Source organism: Rhodopirellula sp. UH5, assembly GCF_056839225.1.
On sequence record NZ_CM166390.1, the window covers coordinates 96,519 to 118,461 of the forward strand.

The window sequence follows — 21,943 nt, forward strand, 5'->3', positions numbered from 1 at the left end:
CGACTGATGTGATGAATCAGTGTTCGTCCAGCGTGAAGACGCTGTGGTAGGCACCCGCGTCCTCGAAGTAGCGGAACAGTTCCGAATAGAAGTCGTGGCGGCAGAGCGTCGCACTGTCACCGACCACAATCAGTTTCCGTTTGGCTCGTGTGAGTGCCACGTTGCTACGGCGTTGATCGGACAGGAATCCAATCTCGCCATCGGGGTTGCTGCGAGTCATCGTGATCAGGACCACTTCCTTTTCGCGTCCTTGGAATCCGTCGACGGTGTCGATCTCGATTCCATCCAGATCTAGTCGCATTCGCAAGTTGCGAGCCTGGGCGGCGTACGGCGCGATCACCGCGATTTGGTCGCCGGTGACTCCCGCGTCAGCAAGCTGTTTGACCATTTGTAGGATCACCTTGGCTTCGCCGTGGTTCAGTTTGCTTTGCCCGTCCGGTTCCAATTCTTCTTCGTAGCCGGCACCGGCGGTGTCGATCAGCAACAATGGTTCGCGGGTGAAGTCGCTTTCTTCGACGTCCGGCAGGTCGCACAGCAAATGCCGTTTGACGGAGGCATCCGCGATCAAGGTGCTGTCGTAAAAGTGATCGCTGCTGAATCGCATGATGGATTCGTTCATGCGGTACTGCACGGTCAGGCGGCGATAGATTTGCTCACCGTACCGATGCACCAAACGCTGCATCAACGAATCACGCATGCCGATTCGCGCGGCGTCGTCAGACAACACAGTGGGTGGCAATTGGCAGTGATCACCGGCCAGAATCAACCGATCGGCCCGCAGAATCGCTTGCCACATTCCCGGTTCGGTGCACTGGCAGGATTCATCGACGACGACCAAGTCGAAGGACTGATCGCTGAGCAATTCTTCATCGATGGTGGTTGTGGTGCAGATCACATCGGCGCGGTCGATCACGGCACGAACGATGCTGCGTTCTTGAGAGCGAATCATCCCACGAAGTCGTCCTGCTTCATTGAACAGCTCGGCTCGCTGCTTGCGTTCTCGGCCGCCACTGTCGCGGATCGGGCGGTTGGCTTCTCGCAGAATTTGATCGAGTTCTCGGCGCAGGTCTTTGATCACCGTGCTGGTCGGATCCGATTCAACCAGTGCATCCAGTGTGTGCTCTTGCAGTGATTCGAAGACGCGAGCCGGGTGACCGACGCGAACCACGTTGGGCATCAATCGAACCAAGCGTTCCAGCAGGTTGTCGACGGCGGTGTTGCTGGCCGCACAGGCCAGGACACGTTCGCCACGTTCGACCGACTGGGCGATGATTTCGGCGATCGTGGTGGTTTTTCCGGTGCCGGGCGGACCATGGATGATCGCCACGTCATCGGCCATCATCGCAAATGCGACGGCGTCGCGTTGGGGGGGATTGAGCTCGGTTCGAAAGTCAATGTCGTTCAGTTCAAACTGAAAGCTCTCGGGATCGATGTCATGCGTGTCGATTGGGTTGCCATCAACACGCGGTGTTTTGATGCCCAGCAACACGTCGCGAAGTTTTCCCGAGCGGCCGCGAATTTCTTGAGCTCGGGCCATCGCGGCGAGCTGCCGTAGACGTGTGGTCTCGTCCGGCGACATGTCCAAGCGGAAGCGGTCGGAAACGACGGCAGGGCGTTGAACCGATTTCCCATGCTTGCCAACGCCCTTCTTTTTTTTCAGATCGTCTTGATCTCGAATTGGAAACGTGTCGGTCGCGATTTGGATCGAGTGGTTCTTTCGACGGCTAACGACACCCGCGATGCCTTGATCGGAGGGATCGTCGTCCATCGACAGAACGACTGGGGATCCGACCTTCAACCGGTTCATGGGCAGGTCTTTTCCGCCCGGTTTGGCCAGGTCGAGCAGGTAGCGTCCTGCCAATCCGGTGTGGTAGTCGACCATGTCGAGACCCACGATGGCTTGGCCGGTGCTTTCGGCGTCACGCTGAGACCGAATCTGACGCAGTTTGGCGAGGCGGGCTCGTTCGGCCTCGGCTTCCAAATCCAACCAAATGGCGAGTTGTTCGAAGTAGTCTTCTGGATCGAGCGGGCGATCGGTCGGCAATCCCTCGGGATACGGGACGTTCAGATTTGCCAGACCAACCTTGGACGAGTCGGAGCCATTGTTCTTGCCACCGGAGAGGATTCCATCGCCGAACGAACCGGCATCGGAGTTTTTGAACGCGGTTTTGCCTTCTCGTTGGGACTTGGCTTTGGAGCGGGCTTTCCGTGAACGTGATGACATGCGAAGAACAATCGTGAGAACGAACCCGCGGCCAGATACCGCGGGAATGGAACACGCCTTCGGAGAAACTGTCCGTGACGCTCGCACTCATCATCGCCGCTGAAACGTTTTTTGCCAGTGTCTTGACCGCGGTTTTCTACTGGATCGACAAACGAGCCGCTCGCGCCGGGACCCAGCGAATCCCTGAAAAGACCTTGTTGCTGGCCAGCGTCTTGGGCGGATGGCCAGGCGGTTACCTCGCCGGACAGAAACTCAGGCACAAGACAGCCAAGGTCTCGTATCGAATCCAATTCGTGGTGGCCGCGGTCATTCACGTTCTCGCAGTCGTCGCGATTTTGTGGGCGGGGTTGCGCTGAAATTTGAAAGTTGCGGACCGCTCGGCACATCGATTTATCTGGCGGTGAGCAGCATCTGCCAAATTTGATCCGCTGCATTGGGGGGGGCTTGGCTGTTGGCCCAACCAATTGGTTTCGGACTCCATTTCCAAAGCGATGACCTTGGCGTTGAGGAAGCCGTTCAGCAGAATGACCTCGCGGGGCAGGTTGTTCCACCGAGACAGGCCGCTGCGACGGAGTCCATCACTCCGTCGATTGGGCCGCTTCGTCTTCGGCAACTTTTCGTTGGCCGTACCGCAGTTCGCTGACCTTCATCAGCAACCCCAATTGGTGCCGCAGTGCGGGGCGAACACGATCGGTGACCATCACTCGCTTGGATCCATCGGCCGGGCCAATGGTTCCGCTGGCCAATTCGAGATCGATCGATGCGGGGGGGACTCGTTTGTAGTGGGGGTCTGAAAATTCCAGTCGAACGACGATTGGCTGGCCGGCGTCTTCATCGGCTACGGCCGCGGACGCTTCCACCGCTTGGTCCGGTTCGATGTCAGCGGCGGAATCGGTCACCAAGGATTCGACGGACAACGGTTTCACTGTCGCCCATTGGTAATGGGTTTGTTCCAACAACGCTTTGCGAAGGTGCCCAAGTCCCGGGAACGCGGTCAGTTCGACTTGCTTGAAATGGGCGCCCGGTCCCGGGATCAGCTCGACGTGGTCGCCCAACTGAATCGCGGTGATCACCTCAGGCCCCCAGAATTCGGTTGTTTTGACCAGCTTGGTTCGTCGAGCAGCGATGCTGAGAACGGCAACGATCGCACCCACCACAACGATGGCCACCAAGCCCACGATTTGGCCACGAGTGACGACGACCCGCGGGTCGTTGTATTTGTCCGCATGAGGATCCGCGGCGGGCGACTCGTTTTCGTTCATCAAAGAAAAACAATTCGTGAGAGACACAAAGCAGCAGAACCAGTCCACGATTGGGAGGCCCGCGGAGGCATGCCGTGAAAACGGCTCACCGGCTACACTATCCTAACCGTGCAACCAACTTTGCCCCAACCCATCGACCTCATGACCGCACCGATTGAAGCAATCGAAGTCTCGCTTGGCGAACGCAGTTACCCGATTTGGATCACCACGGGGCTGACCGACTCGGCCGAGTCATCTCATTTTGCCAAGCACTTCCAAAACGCCGTGGGCGACTGCACGCACGTGGTTCTGATTCACGATGCTGCCGTGGCGAACACGATTGCCAGGTCGATTGAGCAACAGCTCGCGCAGGCTGACATTCGCATCACCAGCATCACAATCGCGTCGGGCGAAACCAGCAAATCGGTTTCGCAGCTGGAGTCGATTTGGAACACGATGTTGGAATCAGGGACAGATCGTCGCAGCGTTGTCGTTGCGGTGGGTGGCGGGGTCGTGGGCGATTTGGCTGGGTTTGCTGCTGCCTCGTTCACTCGTGGATTGAGGTTCGTGCAAGTTCCCACGACACTGCTTTCGATGGTCGACAGCAGCGTCGGCGGCAAGACCGGGATCAACCTGCCCGGCGGCAAGAATATGGTCGGCAGTTTTTGGCAGCCGCAAATGGTTTGGATCGACACGCAGTCGCTTTCAACCTTGCCCGATCGGGATTTCATCAGTGGGATGGCGGAAGTCATCAAGTATGGCGTGATCGAAGACGCGGATTTCTTCAGCTGGTTGCAAACCAATGCCTCGCGAATGATCGAGAAGGATCCCGAGACGCTGCGCTATGCGATTGGGAAAAGCTGCGAATCAAAAGCTCGCGTGGTCGCCGAAGACGAGCGTGAAACATCCGGCCGGCGAGCGATCTTGAATTATGGGCACACGTTTGCACATGCGATCGAAGCCACCGCAGGCTATGGAGTGTGTCTGCACGGCGAAGCGGTTTCGATCGGGATGCAAATGGCCGCTCATTTGGCCATCGCCATGGAACTCTGCGACCCATCTTTGCTAGAAGAACAAACGGCGGTGTTGTCCGCTGCGAAATTGCCACTGGTATGGAAAGACGCGGATCCGGAACGGATGCTGCCTGTCATGTCGCATGACAAGAAAGTGTCACACGGAAAGCTGCGTTTCGTTTTGCCTGACCGGATCGGGCATGTCGCGATGGTCGGCGATGTTCCCACGGACAAAGTCATCGCGGCGATCCATTCGGCTCATCTCTGACTCACGGACGCTGTCACTTCGATGCCCATTCTGCCTTTTGAACCCGATTGCTACCCGGAAAATCTGATCGACCAAGAGGAGTCACTCGATTCACCTTGGTGGTTGCTGTACACGAAGTCACGCCAAGAAAAGGCGGTGATTCGCAAGCTTCGTGAGGTGGGTGTGCCGCACTACGCGCCGATGATCAAGCAGCGTTTTCGTTCGCCAGCCGGGCGATTGCGTGAATCCTTTGTGCCGTTGTTCGCAACGTATGTCTTTCTGCGAGGAGATGACCAGGCTCGCTATGAGGCGATCTGCACCGGGTCCGTGTTGAAAGCGTCTGAAATCCTCGAGGTGCCGGATCTTTTGGACGACCTTCGGCAAATCCAAAACTTGATTGAGATGGGCGTGCCCCTGACGATTGAGAGCCGACTTGAACCCGGCCAAAAAATTCGCGTGAAAAACGGCACCTTTGCGGGCTACGAGGGAACTGTCATTCGCCGCGAGAACGAATCTCGTTTGCTGGTCTACGTTCGGTTCATGCAACAAGGCGTGAGCGTGAAACTCGAAGACTGCCAGGTTGAGAAGATCGTTTGAAGCGTCAGTCGTTCGGTGGAAATCGGACCTGAGGACTCAAAAAAAGCCGCCCAAGAGAAAACTCTCGGGCGGCTTTGAGATTCCGTTGGCGTGCCCTGCGTCAGGCTGCCAAAGAGTGGCTTAAACTCACGCGAATGGTGAGTACTTGCCTGGCGTTGGGACGGGGTACTTGCCGTCTTCGCCGGGAACGGTTGGAGGAGTCGACTCGAGGGTGTACTCGTCGATTCCTGGGCAGAGGTCCTTGCCCTTTTCCATCAAGTCGTCCCATTTGACGATCTTGCCGGAGTAGCAAGCTTCGCGACCGAGGATGGCGCAGAACGTCGATTTCGCTCCGTACTCGCCTTCGTTGTAGATCTCGCCACGCATCAGAGCTTCGATCAAATCGTGTTGCTCTTGTTGGTGACCGTTCAGGCGTTTGCCTTCGAAGGACCATTTGTTCTCGCCCATGATTTCGCCCGATGGGTTGGCGGAACCCTTGGAACCGATGGCGAACTCGCCCACGTGGTTCCAACCGCCGGCCAAGTGGCGGCCTTGGCTGTGCATCTTGGATCCGTCAGCGAAGGTGTATTCGCAGAACGTGTGGTCAAAGATTTGCGACTTGGTCGCATCGCCACCCATGCGTTGCTCACGACCGCCCATGCCGTTGCACTCGACGGGGTACTCGCCTTTGACCCAGCAGCCGACGTCCAAGTTGTGGATGTGTTGCTCACAGATTTGGTCGCCGCCGATCCAGTTGAAGTGGTACCAGTTGTTGCACTGGAATTCCATTTCGCTTTGGTCTTCGCCCTTGTTGCGATACCAGATGCCGCCACCGTTCCAGTAAACCTGTTGCGAGAGCACGTCGCCGATCGCACCATCGTGAATGCGTTCGATGCACTGCATGTAATGAGGTTCGTGACGACGTTGCAGACCAACGCCAACCATCAGGTTTTTCTTCTTCGACTCTTCGACCGCTTTCAAAACACGTTTGACGCCAGCAGCATCGGTGGCAACGGGTTTCTCCATGAAGATGTGCCGTCCCTTGTTCACCGCATACTCAAACTGTTGCGGTTTGAATCCGGGAGGCGTTGCGATGACGACCAAGTCACAATCAACGTCGATGGCTGCTTTGTAGCCGTCCAATCCCGTGAAGACGTTCTCGGGTGGAACGGCAACTTTGTCACCGAACTTGCGAGTCAGACCGTTGATCGTTCCTTCTGCTTTGTTGCCGAACGCATCGGCCACGGCGACCAACTTCACGTTGCCTTTGGTGGACATGATGTTGGCAGCGGCTCCGGTGCCACGACCACCGCAACCGATCACGACGAAGCGGATGACATCGTCACCAGCGGCATGAGCGTTGGGAATGGAGACGCCTGCGAGCGTGGTGCCGGCCAGCGTGGTCCCTGCGATCAGACCTGAATCCTTGAGGAACGAACGACGACTCGCATCGATGGTGCGACTGGCTTCTTTGGAAACGGTGGGCTTCGGCTGTGGCATCAGAGACTTCCTGTAGCAATACGTGTTGAGCGGTTCCCGATGGGGTCAGGACATCCGCGAGAGGTTGGGAACGAGGTGGGATCCAAGACCGCTGGCCACCCACACCAGCTTCATTTCAAGGACTCGAACCGGGAGTCAAAAGCTGAGGTTCAGGCAAACTGCGTCGAGGTATGGAGCCAATTATACCCGAGATCAAACACCGGGGTTCATCCGACGACTGATTTTGATCCGCAAGTCAATGGTTTTGTGAACTAAAATGAAGACAAGTGGATCTTTCCTTCCAACGAGAACAGAGCAGTGACATGCGGCGATTTTTAGTTGCTTCGGCCTTAATATTCGGCGTCTTTGCGCCGACAGCGGACGCTCAGCCTGCCGTTGCCCGCTACCGTGGGGGGCCGGGCGCAGGCTTTGGATTCTATGGACCTGCTTACCGAGCTCCTGGCTACCTTGTGCCGCCCCCGTTTTTAACTGGTCCCGTGGCCGTTGTTCCGGTCGGGCCACCACCCGTGAGGCCGGGTTCCTATCGTGATCCGCTCTATCGCTATCGCGGCGCTGCCCCAATCGGCCCGGCCATTCCGGTGCTTCCGTTCCCCCCGTCGCCCGCGATCGTTGTGGCTCCACCCGTCTATCGGTCACCCTCGGTCGGGCGTGTTGAAATCAACACCCCTGGATTTCGACTCAGCATACCGGGACCTCAGCCCTACGTATCTGAACTGGACTACGCACCTGAACGGGCCTACGCACCTGAATTGGCTTCCCCGTCCGGATTGGCTTACTCATCGGATCCTGTCGTGGCGGCTTACCCGCCACCGCCCGGACCCGCATTTGATGTCGCGACTCAGTTGGGCGACGGAGTCGAACGTCTTGCCGCTGCGTTGAACACAATCGAAGACGGCGACATTTGGTGGGACTACTTGCAAGTCGATGGGCTGCGGCAAGTCACCGACAATGCCCAAGTCACCTCTGACGGTTCGATGACCGGCGAAGCAGCGACAACGATTGAATCCGCCGCTCGAGCGTACCGAGGCGTCACAACGAGTGGCCAACTGGGGCGCATCGCGAGGCTGGATGGTTTCGCCGAAACACGGGATGCTCTCGTTGTCCTTTCACAATCGCAATCGATCTTACCTGAGTCGGACGTCCCAGCGGTCACGCCCGCCTCACAACCGCAGGAAACGATGTCCAACGAACCAACGTTGGCACCTTCGCCCGTAGAAGCAAGCGGCCCTGACGAGCAACGACCAAACGCCGACGTTGAACCAAGCGGCGATGGATCCATCGAAGAGTTGCCAGCACCGCCGAAGATCAAGATTTAAGGCACCAGCCACGAAGCGACGACCGGTCGTCGCCATCGGACGTCAGTCCGAGGATAACTGGATTCACGAGGTAGAAATAGCCACGAAGTGGCGGCATGTTGTCGCCATCGGACGTCAGTCCGAGGACAACTGGATTCATGAGGTAGAAATAGCCACGAAGTGGCGACAGGTTGTAGCCATCGGCGTTAGCCGATGGAAACGGAGTTCGACGCAAGCATCAAGTCCTGTAGGGACGACAGGTCGCTTACTTCTGAGTGGCCAATTTGCGGAAGTAGGCTTCGATTGCCTCGCGATAATGCGTTGGTAGATCGCGGCTGATTTGCTGCAGTGATTCCTGGCGTTCGGCCGGCGGCAGATTTCCCCAGCCGTTCTGGTCGTCAATTTTTTTGCGATCCGCGTCGCCTTGGCCGCTCGCACCGGCGATGCGACTGTCGTCCATCGGGGACGCTTGCCCGTCGCTTTGGCCACCGTTTCCGCTGGCGTTTTGTTGTTGCTGCTGCTGTTGCTGTTGTTGCTTCTGCTGCTCTTCTTCGATCTTGTCGATCAGCTTGGTCAATTTATCGATGACCTCTTGCTCACGTTCTTGGGTGGCTTCGTCGGCGCGTCCTAAATCCAGGCGACGTGTCACATCGCTCATCAAACGCGAAATTTCGTCGAGGGAATCTTTCTTGAGCGGTTTGATATCTGCGACCATCATCTCGGCGGTGCGTGCGTAGCGAGCAGGAATCTGTTCTTTGCGTTGCAGCAGTCGTCGCAAGTCCGACAAAGCGTCTTTGATTTTCAACTGGGCGTGGTAGCACGCACCGCGATAGAACAGCAGCGTCGCGGGATCCGGGCAGACCATCGGATCGACTTCGGCAAAGATTGGCAGGGCTTCGTCGTAGTAACGAGCCCGCACCAATTCGCGGCCGATCCAAGTCCGCAGGGCGGCTCGCAATTCGTTGGGCATCGATTCCACCAGTGCGTAATCGGGGCCACTGGGATCCATCGCTCGAGCGGTGGTCAACAAATCGCCATTCAAACGACTCATCAAGTCGGACAGCACATCGAATTGTTCGGACGCCGCATCAACCCAAGCGTTGAGAGGCTCGATGTCGTCGCGTTGAACTCCCACCAAGAAATTCTCAGCGGCTTGATCCAACAGGTCCGGTGCCACACCGAGAGCATCCAGGGCAGCGCGAAGCTGCTGTGCCATCTCGTCTGAATCTCGCAGTGGCCAATCGGCACCACTCTTCAGGCCGTTGTTGGGGGACGAATTGGATCCGAGTGGTTCGGCTTCTGATTCGGGGATGATCTGAACGGGAGCAGAACGAATGAAATCGGGCGAAGCGTTCGCTGAGAACGAAGATTGGATTGCGGTGGAGACGATCGCGAGTTCCGCTGGGGGACCGATTTCGGCCATCGCTGGCGACGCCGAAAAGGAAGCGGGCACCAGGGTCCAGATCGCAGCAGCGAAACGAATTCTCATCAGCAATGGTCCAATCAAGGTCTCGGGACGTGGTTCCCTACTTGTTCCGCTCGGTCACCAAATCGCGTGTGATCTGATACAGCCGATCTTGTCTTTGCGACAAATCGCGGAGCAATGGCAAGACATCTTCAGCAGAAGTTGCTTTGTCATCCGACAAACTAGCATAGCGGTCCGTGGACCCCTGGATGCGAGTTTGCATGGTTCGAATCAATTTTAGCTCCGCCAACTTCTGGACAAGGGGTTCTTCGCCAGAACCCGAAGGTTGCCCCCCGCCATCGCCCTGTTGTTCCTGTTGTTTCTTTTTTTCCAGGTCACGTTGGGCTTGAGCTAAGGCCGCAATCATTTCCTCCAACGCCGCCAAAATGTCGGTTTGAAGACCTTGGGTGACCAAGTCAATCTTGCTCTGCCCCAAACGAGTGGAAACCCGCACGGTGTCTTCCCGCAGTTGGGAGACGACTTCCGGGAACGCGACACTTGAGCCTTCTTCTCGCAGCAGCAGCATCGCGCGGTCGGCTTCGAGGGTGATCTTTTGCTCTTCGAATGCCAGGTCACCGGCCTTCAGGTCGGTGGCGCGGTTGCGTTGCACTTCGGGGGTCTTTGCCAGTTGAAGGGTTTGATCCAGCACGGCGGATTGCATCGCTGCCATCTTTCGCAAGCGAGCTTCTAGCTTGGCCAGTTCGCGTTCCATTTCTTCTTCGCGAAGTTGACGGAGGATCTTTTCGAGTCGATCGATCGCGCGACGCAGTTCCTCCTCGGCTTGTCGCTGTTGCTTGGTCGCTTCTTCACGGTCGTCCTGAGCCAGTTTGTCTTGAGCCTCTTTCATCCGCTCAATCGCACGCTGGAGTTGTTCCTCGGCTTGTTCCTGAGGTGACTGAGGTTTGGGCGGCTGTGGTTGCGACGAAGACTGCTGCTGGCCAGATTGTTGTTCGCCGGATTGTTGTTCTTCCGATGACTTTTGAGCTTCCTGCGATTGCTGTTCGCCAGACGGTGACTGCTCACCCTCCGATTCTTTGTTGGCAGACTCCGCTGGGGAGGGCTCGCCCTCGGTGGATTCCTTTTCGCTTTCGGGTGATTCCCCTTTCTCCGACGCATCCTTGGGTTCACCACCGTTTTCCGGTGGCTTCTCGGAACCATCGTTTTGCGGGCTGTTTTGACTCGGCTGATCGCGACTGCTTTCTTTCCCCGGTTCTTGCTTGCCCGATTCTGGCTCACCCGGTGGCTGCTCACCCGGTTTTTGCTCACCCTGTTTCGGGTCGCTCTTGTTGTCCGACTCGCTATCGGCCCCCTTCTCTTGGTCGGCTTGTGAATCACTCTCGGAAGCCTCTGCTTCCGACTCGGGCAATTCGTCCTCGAGTTCTTTGCGGAGTTGCTCGGCGCGTTCCGCGATCGCCTTCTGTTCTTTTTCAACTTCGCTCATCTCGACACCGTTTTCGGTTCGAGCCCGAACGCTGCGTTCATTGCGTTCGGTCAGGCGAAGCTGTTTGATCAAATCGGAAATGCGTTTCTTCTCGTCACGAATTCGCGAACTGCGATCTTCGCTCATCAGCAGTTTCAAGATCGACTGCAGTTCATCGGTGGCGGATTTCTGGTCCGTCATCGCTTTGGACAGCTGGCCGTCGCCAATCATCTTGCCTGCACCGCGAAGTTTCTCCAGGACGAAACGTTCGCGGGACTGTTTGGCCACGCGGCGGAGCAACGCGGAGCGTTCCGGGTTTTCGCTGGCTTCCATGTCCGCCAATCGGAGCAACAGTTCTTCCAGACGCTCGTAGCGGGTTGCGACGCTGGATTGACGCGATGCCAGCGTGGTGACTTCGTCGCCCGTGGATGATTGAGCCAAGGCCCGGGACGCCGGAATCGACATCACCACGATGGTCGATGCCAGCACCAGCAAACAAGCGGACTGACAAACGGTCCGAATCTGAACACGTCCGAGCGTCGAAACGGTGGGGGGAGTGCGGTCAGCTTGGTTCATGCAATCGTTGTTCATAGGATTGGATTTTCCATCCGCGGGGATCGTCGCTGGGCAAGGTTCAGGAAAGGGTGTCAGACACAGATTTCCCGACGGCTGCGTTCTTACTTGAACAGATCCTGGACCTGCTGGTTTCGAGTTTCTTCGGTTTGCTCGATCAATTCTTCCTGATCGCTGATCAAGCCTCGGACCAAATCCAGAATTTCGTTGAAACTTTCTAGGTCCAGCATCTTTTCCAAGACGGCGTTGAGTGACAAAAGCACTTCGTCCGTCGTCGCAATTGCCGCTGTCGCTGCGTCCGTCATTTCCGCAGCAGGCGATTCCGAAGCGTCTTCCGCCATCAAAACCTGTTCCATGGATGTGATTTGACGCTGCAAACGCGGCAAGGGTTCCGTCACCACTTCGGACAAGGGATTGCGAACGCCATCTTCCAAGCGTTCGCGTCGGTCCACCGAATCCACTCGATTCTGCACCATCTCGAGCAGCAAGTCTTCTAAACCGACGACAATCCCGGCCAACTCTTCCGTCGACTTGGTGGCCTGCAGTTCGGCTTGGCGGATTCGCAATTGAACGCGTTGGCGTGCTCGGACGTTCTCTTCGCCATCCGTTTCTTCCCCGGCATCTTCCGCAGCACTGGGACCGTCGGAGGCGTCTCCCTCCTCCGAATCAATTGCCTCGTCTTCGGAATCAGAACTGGTTTCCGGTTCCGCCGACTGCAGCACATCGATCGCGTCGTTTTGAACGGCGACCAAGCTTTGACGGAGGCGTTGGGTCTCGTCGATCGCTTGTTCCAAACGCGAGCGGAATTCCAGTTCGCGACGTTCCAAGGTTGCCAGCAAGGTTTCCGGGGTCACGACTTCCAGACGCACCACTTCGCCACGGACCACATGGGGTTCGCCAAGATCAAATCCGTCCTTGGCGGTTGTGAAAATCTGAACACTTGCTCCAGGAGCCAACCCATTCACGGTGCCGTCATCCGACAAGTCTCGCAAGTCAAAGGTCCAGTCAGCGTTGCCGTCGCGATCCATTTCAGGAGCGACGGTGTGTTGTTGCCAATCGGATTCGAGCGAGTTGGCATCGTCGCCTTCGGCGGTGTTGGTGGGCGTGGCAGCGTTGGCTTCTGCATTATCGGAGCCACGAACGGCCATGGTCAGGCTGAGCGATTCGATCCCATAGTCATCTTTCGCGTTCGCTTGGATCGGCAGCAACGCAATCGGAGTGATGGACGAGCCGATGCCTTTCATCGCCATGGTGGTTTCAGGAACTTGGTCACGGACCACACCAATGAAGTAACGATACGAAGCTTGCGCAGAGATTCCCGTTTCGTCTTGTGGCACCAATCGCACTGACGTTGGTTCTCGCAGATCCGTCACGGACCATTCAAACGACAGGCGGTCCTCGGAGATTTTGACGACCGGTTCGCTGGCATCCTTGGGGGACGCTGCAATCGCGTCCTCGGATGATGTCGCGACATCCACGGCGCCCAGCGGTTTGCTGCTGGTTCCGCGAAGCGTCAGTGAGCTGCCTTCGCGAATTCGGAATCCTGCTTGGTACTTCAGGATTTGGTCTGCGGAACCGGCGGCGGCCTCTTCGTCATCGAAGATTCGCAAGTAGTCGGGGTAACGAATCGCCAGTTCCATGTCGGCAATTGCGGGCGGGTCGACGGCTTCGATTCGGTAATCCAGCAAGCGGTCATCCAATCCGCGAATGGTCATCGTCACCGATTCGGAAAGAGTCGCCAGCGGCGGCCCGTCCAACACGAAGGATTGATATCCGTCTTGGATTCGGCCGACCCGGCGGAGGTTGCTTTGGCCTCGGTTGCCCGCGTCATCGACGTACGACACGGTGCAGACTTCGGGGACGACGTGTCCCAGTTCTTCCGTTGCCGCACGGATTCGCAGGGTGGTGCTGCTGCCGCGAGCCAATCGCAGGACTTTGTCTTCAAACGCCAGCAACTCGGTGCCGACCTCTTCGGTTTCGTCCGCGGTGATGATCGGTGATTCGACCCCGATCATTTCGAGTGCGGCCTTGCGAGGCCAAGGTGAGTCGGACAGCAACGACAATCGCCCGACCGCTCGGGCAAAGGTTTGCGGGCTGGCGATTGCCATCACCAACGCAGCCAGCAACAACGGGACGACCAGCATCAATTTGCGGCGGATCGGTTCCCATCGAAACACGCGTCCAAAGTCGACTTGGTCCACCGCCGCGGTGGCTTCTTGGTGAACGTGTCGCAACAACACGGGGCTGTGCGAATCGTGCGAGCGGTTTTCTTGTGTGAGCTGAACGGCGGTGACCAGCCGTCCACCCAGGCTTGGGTGATGTCGTTCGATCAACAGTGCCAACGAGTCATCGGGCAGATCACGGTTGAGCCTGCCCCACAACCACTTGGCCAAGATCAGAACCACGAGCGCGGCGACGACAACCAGCACGACCGCGCGAGCCGAACGGGGCATTTCACTGCCGCCGATTCGAACCGGCAAATAGTCCACCGCGAGCGCCACCCAAAACACAACCAGCACCAAGGTGGCGATCGCGAGCAACGAATCCCAAACGATGTAGCGTCGCACCCGGTCGCGCAATCGTGATAACAAATCACGAAGCTCCGGATCCAACGATTCAGTACGACCCATCCGATTCCCAATTCAATTCGTGCGTGTGTCCGTGGGCTCCATCCTACCAACGATCCACGGGCCAGCCTATCGCAGCGTTTCGCGGTGGGCGGCGAATCACGACGCGGGGCTCGTGGCATGGGGCGAATCAAAATCTGGACTGCCCGCTGGATCCACGCCAACGGGGACTTCTGAGTCGCCGTGTTAGGACTGGTGCTGCCGGTTGGCCCCCCGGTTGCCATCCGTCCGATCGCTATAAAATACCGTTCGAACGGCTCGGTTTTGATCGACCAGGGCTCGTTCCCAATCCGTTCGCATGGTCGGGCCGCCGGCCACTGAAACCTCGCCGGCGAATTCGCGAATCATCCATCCGCGGTGCGCCGCTGGTGAATCGGCTGGTGCGTTCCGCCGCCGCATCTCAATGTCGACGTCGGTGACCAGTTCCCGCTCTTGATGATTGGCGATGAAGCGGGCGAAGTACCCGTCCTCGGACAGCTCGTGATACCGCAGGTCAATTTTCTTGCGAGTGATCCAGGCGGCTGGCTCACCGGAGGCATCACCGACCGCTTGATCGAGCATCCAGCGTTTGCCCAACCAGTCGATTCGGCCCAGGCCCTGAGCGGTTTGCTTGCTGTCTTTGCGGAATTGACGAACCAAGCGAATCGATTCCGCCCAGTGCTGGAGGGCACGCTGGGCTTCGTCCCACTCCGATTCGCGACCGGAACGTTGGCTTTGTTCCCGGACGAACTGTTCGGCGGCGCGGTAGTACTTCGTTTGAATCTCGAGCGACGTCAATTCACCGTGGCTGGTCGGGACCCGCCGGAGCAGATTCCAATCGCGATTGAAAACACGCAGCGCTTGGATCGGACTTCGAAGTCGGGGCAAGTCTTTGGTTCGTTTGGCTTCGATCATGTCCAGGATCAACGCCACGCTGCCGATCTTGGCCCACTGAGCCAGGTCGCTGAGGTTGGAATCTGACAATCCAATCTGCAATCGCTGGCGACGCTTGAAAAGCTGACGAGTTTCCCCGATCGAACGCCACGAACGACCGCACAACTTGCTCAACCAGTGACCGTAAACGTAAATCGGACGCTCGCCATTGAAGCCGCCCATGTCTGCCACGCGGTCCACCCCCAGCGCTTTGCCTGACAAAAAAAAGCAACCGTCGTGATCCAGGTGGCCGGTTCCCATGATCGCGACTCGCGAAACCAGCAGTCCCGTCAGGTGACGGCGTTGGGATCGGAAGGCAAAGTGAGACCCAACCACACGCAGTGCGATCACCAACGGAAGGTGCAACGCACGCAAGGAAGCAATCGAAAGCCACTGAACGAATTTCGGCAGCGCGACAAAACTTTCTTCTGATTCATTCGTGTCGGACGGTTCTTCCCAGTCGGGGCGGTCCTGCTGTTCAGCTGGGTTCGGTCGCCCCCTGGAGCGATCAGAGTTGTGTCGATCACCGCGAGGACGGATCCTTGACCAGGCGTGCTGGCTCGATTGTTGAATCAGCGATGCAGCGACGATCATCATCACGACCGGGAATGACATCAGGACGCAAGCGATCTGTGTCGCCCAGACAAGGCAAATGGCGATCCGATACATCAGCAAGCCGGCGCCTGTCGCCACATCGGTTTCGTAATTCTCTTGGCACCCGTATAGGTGACCGGCCGCGTCGCAGCTGTTCTTCAGGATGCGAAGTCGTCCCACGTTTTGATTCGCCGACCAGCGAGCCTCGCCGGATGCGTCTCGCATGATTTCATCGATCGCGCGCTGGCACGCGACCAGGTCACTGGGGCGGTAAACTTCCGGCGTGGCCATCTCGACCAGCCCACCTGGGCCGTCGCGGAGAGCGAGGTGGGTTTCGAGGTTGAGTGCCGAACCATTGGCCAAGAACCGACGGTCCCCGCCGTCCAGTCCTTCCACCGCAGGCATCTGGCGGCAAATCGCATCTCGCAAGGCGGCGTAAACTTCACGAGCGGAGACATCCGACTGCAACGCCCCGTCTCGCGGATCGACGAAGGTCGCGTACTCGGTCTCCATTCCCATCAGCCGTCGGCACAGACGTTGGCGGATGGCCAGTTTCGCCACTGGCGTTTTCATTCGCCGTCGTGGTGCGTGTTGGCTCGATGAAGGTAAGTCGTCGCCTCGTCGCGAGCGTCCTGTCGCAGCCACGATGCAAACTGGTTCAGTGAATCCTTGCGCGGCGTGTTGGAGGGAGCCGGGGTCTCCGGATGCAAAGGTGGCTGCCGATCACGTGCTTCCGTGCCCAGTTCTTTTGCCGTCGCAGCAACCGATTGTTGGTCTGCGTTTTGAGGTTGTGTTTGTGTGGCATTCATCTTCGAAAGACCTTCCCTTTGATTTCGCGAACGATTCCATTTGCTCGTGTCGACAGGTTCTTGCGACCGCCGCCGGCATCCTTTTGTCAGGGACGCGGCGACAGTTGATTTGCGTCGTCTCGTTCCAGTGCCGTCCGTCGGCCGCTTCGGTCACCGACTTCCGCAACGCAAAAAGTGTCGTCATTCTAATGACCTGTGATTCTATCACCTCGCCGGGACCCGTTTGGGGCCAAAGGACCGATTTAGCTGGGTGAAGGAAGTTCGGCATTGTGTTTCGTAGCGGGCGTGGTGGAATGTTTGCGCGGACAGTTGGGGCGGTTTCGAGCACGAGCACCGTCGCTGACGCGACTGAGCACGAGTGCATCGGGTTGGTGTGGGGCGTTGGGCGACGAAGCCGAGTTCGAAAGCGCTTGAGCGAGGCTCCATATCGGATCACCACGCTGGTCCCATCCGTGGCGGACCTTTGGTTTCTCGTGATCGGTCTTGGGGCTTCCGCCCCGAGCTACGGAAGTCGGCCCCGTCCGGGGCGAAGATCACGCGGGTCGTGGCTGGGAAGGTGGCTGGTAATTCGTGCTGTTCTGGCTCTTTGGCGTGCTCGTGCTCGTCATCGATGTTCGATCGGAGTTTCGCTGCGCGTGCCTCGCTGACCGGCTTGTCGATTGACTCGAGTCACAACCCGACGCGTGAGCGAGGGACCCACAGGCTCGTTGCAATGGCACGTGGTCCCTCGCTCACGCTTCGGGTTAGGATTCAAACAGACAGCCCTGACGCGTCGGGTTACAAGGTCGAATGGCATGGGTGACCGACGTGTGGGGACGTGCGGCGGGAAAATTGTGGAAAACTTTTTTGGAATTCCAGGATTATTTTTACCGCCCTCGCAAAAAAATGTGGAATTTTTTACGCATTGGGATCACTTTCGAGCTCTCCCGGGTGGTCCACTGCTGTCCCGACGGCCCTTGACGTTTTAGCCCAAAGACACGTATTCTCTGGAAAAGTCGCCAGCGTAGCTTCAATTGGCAGAGCATCGCATTCGTAATGCGAGGGTTGCCGGTTCAAATCCGGCCGCTGGCTTAGATCGACAAAAAAAAGATTTTTGTCATTCACTGTTGGGGACTTTTGGGCGTCGCATTTTTGCGGGCCGGTTTCTCGGCAGTATTTCAGTAGAAACGTAGAAAAACAGAGGTCCCGCAGAGCTTCTCGCTGGCAGGATCCTGAGCGCCACCTGACTCTTTTCCCTCCTTTCGGATCGCTGTGCGAGCGAGCCGAAGTTAGCCCCGGACAAAACGAAGATGAGCGAAGTCGAACTCGAAGTTCTCGACCTGAAGCAAATGGTTCTGGCGAGCAACTCGTTCGGCCCCAGCGACGTCGCCGAAATTCGGCAGGCGATCACCGAAAATTACGGACATTTTGGTGAATTGCGCGACGCGGTCAACGAAATGGAGCAGGACGACGCCCTGACTCCTGCCGGCAAAACCAAGATGGGTGTTTGTCAGTTCTTGCTGGGCCGATTCAAGGACGCCTCTCAAACACTCTCGGCAGCCGATGGCAGTGCGATGGCGCTGTTCTACAATGCTCGTTGCCAATTCGAACTGTCGAGTTTCGACGGTGCGATCGAAGGCTACGAACAAGCCAAGACGTCCGGCTACAACGAAGACCAATGCAAAATTGGCATCGCGGAAGCCAAGCGATATCAGGGCAAGATCGAAGAAGCGATGGCGATCTTGGACGACATCTTCGGCCCCGCCGAACAAACCGCGGATTACATGTACCAACGTGCGGCAACCGCCGCTCAAATCGGTGGTCGCATGGAAGAAGCCATCAACCTGTACCAGCGTGCGGTTTCGACCGATGAAAATCACGCGGGTGCCTTGTTCGGTTTGGCGCTCGAAAACGACCGCTTGGGCAACGACGACGAAGCCCTGCGTTTGTACGAACGAGCCGCCAAGGCATTCCCCACCGGCATCGGTGCCCTGATCAACTTGGGCGTGATGTACGAAGACAACGGGCAATACGACAAAGCCCAGTTGTGCTACAAGCGAATCCTGGATTGTCATCCCGATCACCCGCGTACGCAGTTGTACATGAAGGACGCTTCGGCGACCGGCAACATGCTTTACGACGAAGAAGCCCAGCGTCGCAACGACCGTTTGGCACAAACGTTGAACATGCCCGTTGCAAACTTTGAACTCAGCGTTCGGAGCCGCAACTGCTTGCAAAAGATGGGCATCGAAACGATTGGCGACCTGACCCGCCACAGCGAACAAGAGTTGCTTTCGAGCAAGAACTTTGGCGAAACCAGCTTGGTTGAAATTCGCGAAATGCTTTCGCAAAAAGGTTTGTCGCTTGGCCAGTTTGCTGGCGAAAAGAAATCCAGCGACCCGCCTGTCGACACCTCGCACATGTCGCCTGACGAACAAGCGTTGCTGGAACGTCCGATCGCTGATCTCAACCTGTCGGTTCGTGCTCGCAAGTGCATGACTCGTTTGCAGATCAACTCGATTGGTGAGCTGATCCGTAAATCGGGTGACGACATGCTGGAGTGCAAGAACTTTGGTGTGACCAGCTTGAACGAAGTGCGAGAGAAGTTGGCTGACCTCGGATTGAAGATGCGGGGCGACTGACCCGCTTGTTCCGCTATGAATTGATTGGCACCGATGGAGGTGCCCGGCGCGGCGTTTTTCACACGCCGCGAGGACCCGTTCGCACGCCCGGCTTCATGCCGGTCGGAACGCTTGGAACGGTCAAAGGCCTGACGATTGATCAAGTCGCCGCCACAGGCGCGGATATGATCCTGGGCAACACGTACCACCTGCGATTGCGCCCCGGTCACGAAACGGTCGCGGCCCTGGGTGGGCTGCACAAAATGTGTGGCTGGGACGGACCCATTCTGACTGACTCGGGTGGGTTCCAGGTCTTCTCGCTGGGGGCGATCAACAAGGTCACCGAACATGCCGCGACGTTTCGTTCGCACATCGACGGCGCCAAGATTGAATTGACGCCCGAGCACTCGATCGAGATCCAGCAGGCTCTTGGCAGTGACGTGGCGATGGTCTTGGATCACGTCATCGCGCTGCCGGCGCCGATGACGCAAGTCGAAGACGCGCTGGCCCGGTCGATCCGGTGGGCTGCTCGTTGTCGTGACGCCGCGGACCGTGAGGACCAAGCGCTGTTTGCAATTGTGCAAGGCGGGTTGGACCGGACACTTCGGCAGCAATGCGCCTCGGAGCTCGCCTCCATGTCGTTTGAAGGCTACGCTGTCGGCGGGTTGTCGGTGGGGGAGCCGCCGGAGGACATGTACACGACCACCGGGTTCACGACCCCGCATTTGCCAGCGGACAAGCCTCGGTACCTGATGGGCGTGGGGACGCCGCGTGACCTGCTGGAAAACATCGCTCGCGGGATTGATCTGTTTGATTGCGTGATGCCAACTCGCAACGGCAGGAACGCTTTGGCGTTCACGGATGAAGGACCGCTGAAGCTACGCAACGCAGTCCACAAGCTCGACACTCGGCCGCTGATGGACGATTGCCCGTGCCTCGCCTGCCGGCACAGTCGCGGATACCTGCGGCATTTGTTTGTTGCGGGCGAGATGCTCGGTCCGATTTTGCTCTCGCATCACAACTTGATGTACTACGGCCGGTTGATGCAGGCGACTCGAGACGCCATCGAAGCGGGCGAATTTGAGTCCTTCAAAAACGCCAAGCTCGCCGGTTGGGGCCATGAGCCGTTTCGGGAAACGGTTGCGTCGTAGCGCTCGGTAGCCGAATTCGCCAAGAATTCGGATGTTGCGAGTTGGTGCTGCGAGGGTTGGCTGGTGGCGACCCGTAGGCCAGGTTGTACCTGGCACCCGCGTCGATGCTTTGGAACAAAGCGAGTCGTGGTGATTTCAACGCGAGCCCGCAATCAATCGTCCAGCTACCATCGCCAGGTGGGACCTGGCCTACATTCGTCGTCGGACTCGCCGCAATCCCGTAGGCCAGGTTGTACCTGGCGCCCGCGCCGATGCTTTGGAACAAAGCGAGTCGTGGTGACCTCAACGCGAGCCCGCAATCCCTCGTCCAGCTACCATCGCCAGGTGGAACCTGGCCTACATTCGTCGTCGGACTCGCCACAATCCCGTAGGCCAGGTTGTACCTGGCACCCGCGCCGATGCTTTGGAACAAAGCGAGTCGTGGTGATCTCAACGCGAGCCCGCGATCCCTCGTCCAGCTACCATCGCCAGGTGGAGCCTGGCCTACATTCGTCGTCGGATTCGCCGCAATCCCGTAGGCCAGGTTGTACCTGGCGCCCGCGCCGATGCTTTGGAACAAAGCGAGTCGTGGTGATTTCAACGCGAGCCCGCAATCCCTCGTCCAGCCACCATCGCCAGGTGGAACCTGGCCTACGTTCGTCGTCGGATTCGCCGCAATCCCGTAGGCCAGGTTGTACCTGGCGCCCGCGTCGATGCTTTGAAACAAAGCGAGTCGTGGTGATTTCAACGCGAGCCCGCAATCAATCGTCCAGCTACCATCGCCAGGTGGGACCTGGCCTACTTTCGTCGTCGGACTCGCCACAATCCCGTAGGCCAGGTTGTACCTGGCGCCCGTGCCGATGCTTTGGAACAAAGCGAGTCGTGGTGAATTCAACGCGAGCCCGCAATCAATCGTCCAGCCACCATCGCCAGGTGGAACCTGGCCTACATTCGTCGTCGAATTCGCCACAATCCCGTAGGCCAGGTTGTAGCTGGCGCCTGCGCCGATGCTTTGGAACAAAGCGAGTCGTGGTGATCTCAACGCGAGCCCGCGATCCCTCGTCCAGCCACCATCGCCAGGTGGAACCTGGCCTACATTCGTCGCCGGATTCGCCGCAATCCCGTAGGCCAGGTTGTACCTGGTGCCCGTGCCGATGCTTTGCAACAAAGCGAGTTGTGGTGATCTCAACGCGAGCCCGCGATCCCTCGTCCAGCCACCATCGCCAGGTGGAGCCTGGCCTACATTCGTCGCCGGATTCGCCACAATCCCGTAGGCCAGGTTGTACCTGGCGCCCGCGCCGATGCTTTGGAACAAAGCGAGTCGTGGTGGTTTCAACGCGAGCCCGCAATCAATCGTCCAGCTACCATCGCCAGGTGGGACCTGGCCTACATTCGTCGTCGGACTCGCCACAATCCCGTAGTCCAGGTTGTACCTGGCGCCTGCGCCGATGCTTTGGAACAAAGCGAGTCGTGGTGATTTCAACGCGAGCCCGCAATCAATCTTCCAGCCACCATCGCCAGGTGGAACCTGGCCTACGTTCGTCGTCGGACTCGCCACAATCCCGTAGGCCAGGTTGTACCTGGCGCCCGCGCCGATGCTTTGGAACAAAGCGAGTCGTGGTGATTTCAACGCGAGCCCGCAATCAATCGTCCAGCTACCATCGCCAGGTGGAACCTGGCCTACTTTCGTAGGCGAATTCGGATCCCCCCGTTCTCT

Annotated in this window: 16 protein-coding genes and 1 tRNA gene; 8 read left to right on the top strand and 9 right to left on the bottom strand. The window is 58.0% G+C overall.

The window, feature by feature from the left end:
• Positions 1 to 16: 16 nt before the first annotated feature.
• The gene (locus UH5x_RS00345) at positions 17 to 2,224 is read right to left on the bottom strand and encodes an AAA domain-containing protein (protein ID WP_047814795.1); all 2,208 of its coding nucleotides are present in this window, start codon (positions 2,222 to 2,224) and stop codon (positions 17 to 19) included.
• Positions 2,225 to 2,259: 35 nt separating this feature from the next.
• Here UH5x_RS00345 and UH5x_RS00350 point away from each other — a divergent pair, with 35 nt between their 5' ends.
• Complete coding sequence (locus UH5x_RS00350; RefSeq protein WP_482636091.1) at positions 2,260 to 2,580, top strand: DUF1294 domain-containing protein; 321 nt, start codon at positions 2,260 to 2,262, stop codon at positions 2,578 to 2,580.
• A gap of 222 nt (positions 2,581 to 2,802) precedes the next feature.
• On the opposite strand, the gene UH5x_RS00355 is transcribed toward UH5x_RS00350, so the two are convergent.
• Complete coding sequence (locus tag UH5x_RS00355; protein ID WP_482634314.1) at positions 2,803 to 3,486, bottom strand: hypothetical protein; 684 nt, start codon at positions 3,484 to 3,486, stop codon at positions 2,803 to 2,805.
• 141 nt (positions 3,487 to 3,627) lie between these two features.
• On the opposite strand from UH5x_RS00355, the gene aroB reads away from it, so the two are divergent.
• Both aroB and nusG read left to right on the top strand, forming a co-directional pair.
• The gene (gene aroB / locus UH5x_RS00360) at positions 3,628 to 4,746 is read left to right on the top strand and encodes a 3-dehydroquinate synthase (RefSeq protein WP_482634315.1); all 1,119 of its coding nucleotides are present in this window, start codon (positions 3,628 to 3,630) and stop codon (positions 4,744 to 4,746) included.
• Positions 4,747 to 4,767: 21 nt separating this feature from the next.
• Complete coding sequence (nusG, locus tag UH5x_RS00365; protein WP_047814799.1) at positions 4,768 to 5,322, top strand: transcription termination/antitermination protein NusG; 555 nt, start codon at positions 4,768 to 4,770, stop codon at positions 5,320 to 5,322.
• Positions 5,323 to 5,448: 126 nt separating this feature from the next.
• Here nusG and UH5x_RS00370 read toward each other — a convergent pair whose 3' ends face one another.
• A complete protein-coding gene (locus tag UH5x_RS00370) occupies positions 5,449 to 6,801 on the bottom strand; it encodes a Gfo/Idh/MocA family protein (RefSeq protein WP_047814800.1) in 1,353 nt (450 codons plus the stop codon).
• Between the two features lie 266 nt (positions 6,802 to 7,067).
• Here UH5x_RS00370 and UH5x_RS00375 point away from each other — a divergent pair, with 266 nt between their 5' ends.
• On the top strand, positions 7,068 to 8,117 hold the full coding sequence (locus UH5x_RS00375; RefSeq protein WP_482634316.1) for a hypothetical protein: 1,050 nt from the start codon (positions 7,068 to 7,070) through the stop codon (positions 8,115 to 8,117).
• Here UH5x_RS00375 and UH5x_RS00380 read toward each other — a convergent pair.
• From UH5x_RS00380 to UH5x_RS00405, 6 genes are all read right to left on the bottom strand, one after another.
• Positions 8,107 to 8,331 (bottom strand): hypothetical protein, encoded by a 225-nt coding sequence (locus UH5x_RS00380; protein ID WP_482634317.1) that lies wholly within the window; start codon positions 8,329 to 8,331, stop codon positions 8,107 to 8,109. The two genes, UH5x_RS00375 and UH5x_RS00380, sit on opposite strands and share 11 nt — an antisense overlap.
• A gap of 30 nt (positions 8,332 to 8,361) precedes the next feature.
• Positions 8,362 to 9,603 carry a hypothetical protein gene (locus UH5x_RS00385; RefSeq protein ID WP_482634318.1) on the bottom strand — a complete coding sequence of 414 codons (1,242 nt, stop codon included), beginning with the start codon at positions 9,601 to 9,603 and terminating at the stop codon, positions 8,362 to 8,364.
• 19 nt (positions 9,604 to 9,622) lie between these two features.
• Positions 9,623 to 11,572 (bottom strand): ICP22 family protein, encoded by a 1,950-nt coding sequence (locus UH5x_RS00390; RefSeq protein WP_482634319.1) that lies wholly within the window; start codon positions 11,570 to 11,572, stop codon positions 9,623 to 9,625.
• Positions 11,573 to 11,658: 86 nt separating this feature from the next.
• Entirely contained in the window at positions 11,659 to 14,184 is a 2,526-nt protein-coding gene (locus UH5x_RS00395) for a polyketide synthase (protein WP_482634320.1), read from the bottom strand.
• Positions 14,185 to 14,367: 183 nt separating this feature from the next.
• Positions 14,368 to 16,206: a proteasome accessory factor PafA2 family protein gene (locus UH5x_RS00400; protein WP_482636092.1), complete on the bottom strand. Its 1,839-nt coding sequence runs from the start codon at positions 16,204 to 16,206 to the stop codon at positions 14,368 to 14,370.
• A 50-nt stretch (positions 16,207 to 16,256) separates the two neighbouring features.
• Positions 16,257 to 16,496, bottom strand: coding sequence for a ubiquitin-like protein Ubact (locus UH5x_RS00405; protein WP_482634321.1), 240 nt, complete (start codon positions 16,494 to 16,496; stop codon positions 16,257 to 16,259).
• Positions 16,497 to 17,493: 997 nt separating this feature from the next.
• Here UH5x_RS00405 and UH5x_RS00410 point away from each other — a divergent pair.
• The 4 genes from UH5x_RS00410 (at position 17,494) to UH5x_RS00425 (ending at position 21,918) form a co-directional block, all read left to right on the top strand.
• Positions 17,494 to 17,567: transfer RNA gene (locus tag UH5x_RS00410), tRNA-Thr, on the top strand.
• A gap of 218 nt (positions 17,568 to 17,785) precedes the next feature.
• Positions 17,786 to 19,117: a tetratricopeptide repeat protein gene (locus UH5x_RS00415; RefSeq protein WP_047814806.1), complete on the top strand. Its 1,332-nt coding sequence runs from the start codon at positions 17,786 to 17,788 to the stop codon at positions 19,115 to 19,117.
• Between the two features lie 5 nt (positions 19,118 to 19,122).
• Positions 19,123 to 20,247 carry a tRNA guanosine(34) transglycosylase Tgt gene (tgt, locus tag UH5x_RS00420; RefSeq protein WP_482634322.1) on the top strand — a complete coding sequence of 375 codons (1,125 nt, stop codon included), beginning with the start codon at positions 19,123 to 19,125 and terminating at the stop codon, positions 20,245 to 20,247.
• Positions 20,248 to 20,310: 63 nt separating this feature from the next.
• Positions 20,311 to 21,918, top strand: coding sequence for a DUF1589 domain-containing protein (locus tag UH5x_RS00425; protein WP_482636093.1), 1,608 nt, complete (start codon positions 20,311 to 20,313; stop codon positions 21,916 to 21,918).
• The last annotated feature ends 25 nt before the right edge of the window (positions 21,919 to 21,943 follow it).

What these genes read in the sequence shown, in the direction of transcription:
- UH5x_RS00415 (WP_047814806.1), top strand. Translation starts at nt 17,786, where the DNA reads ATGAGCGAAGTCGAACTCGAAGTTCTCGACCTGAAGCAAATGGTTCTG.
- UH5x_RS00400 (WP_482636092.1), bottom strand. Translation starts at nt 16,206, where the DNA reads ATGGGAATGGAGACCGAGTACGCGACCTTCGTCGATCCGCGAGACGGG.
- nusG (WP_047814799.1), top strand. Translation starts at nt 4,768, where the DNA reads ATGCCCATTCTGCCTTTTGAACCCGATTGCTACCCGGAAAATCTGATC.
- aroB (WP_482634315.1), top strand. Translation starts at nt 3,628, where the DNA reads ATGACCGCACCGATTGAAGCAATCGAAGTCTCGCTTGGCGAACGCAGT.
- UH5x_RS00355 (WP_482634314.1), bottom strand. Translation starts at nt 3,486, where the DNA reads ATGAACGAAAACGAGTCGCCCGCCGCGGATCCTCATGCGGACAAATAC.
- UH5x_RS00395 (WP_482634320.1), bottom strand. Translation starts at nt 14,184, where the DNA reads ATGGGTCGTACTGAATCGTTGGATCCGGAGCTTCGTGATTTGTTATCA.
- UH5x_RS00370 (WP_047814800.1), bottom strand. Translation starts at nt 6,801, where the DNA reads ATGCCACAGCCGAAGCCCACCGTTTCCAAAGAAGCCAGTCGCACCATC.
- UH5x_RS00345 (WP_047814795.1), bottom strand. Translation starts at nt 2,224, where the DNA reads ATGTCATCACGTTCACGGAAAGCCCGCTCCAAAGCCAAGTCCCAACGA.
- UH5x_RS00390 (WP_482634319.1), bottom strand. Translation starts at nt 11,572, where the DNA reads ATGAACAACGATTGCATGAACCAAGCTGACCGCACTCCCCCCACCGTT.
- UH5x_RS00405 (WP_482634321.1), bottom strand. Translation starts at nt 16,496, where the DNA reads ATGAATGCCACACAAACACAACCTCAAAACGCAGACCAACAATCGGTT.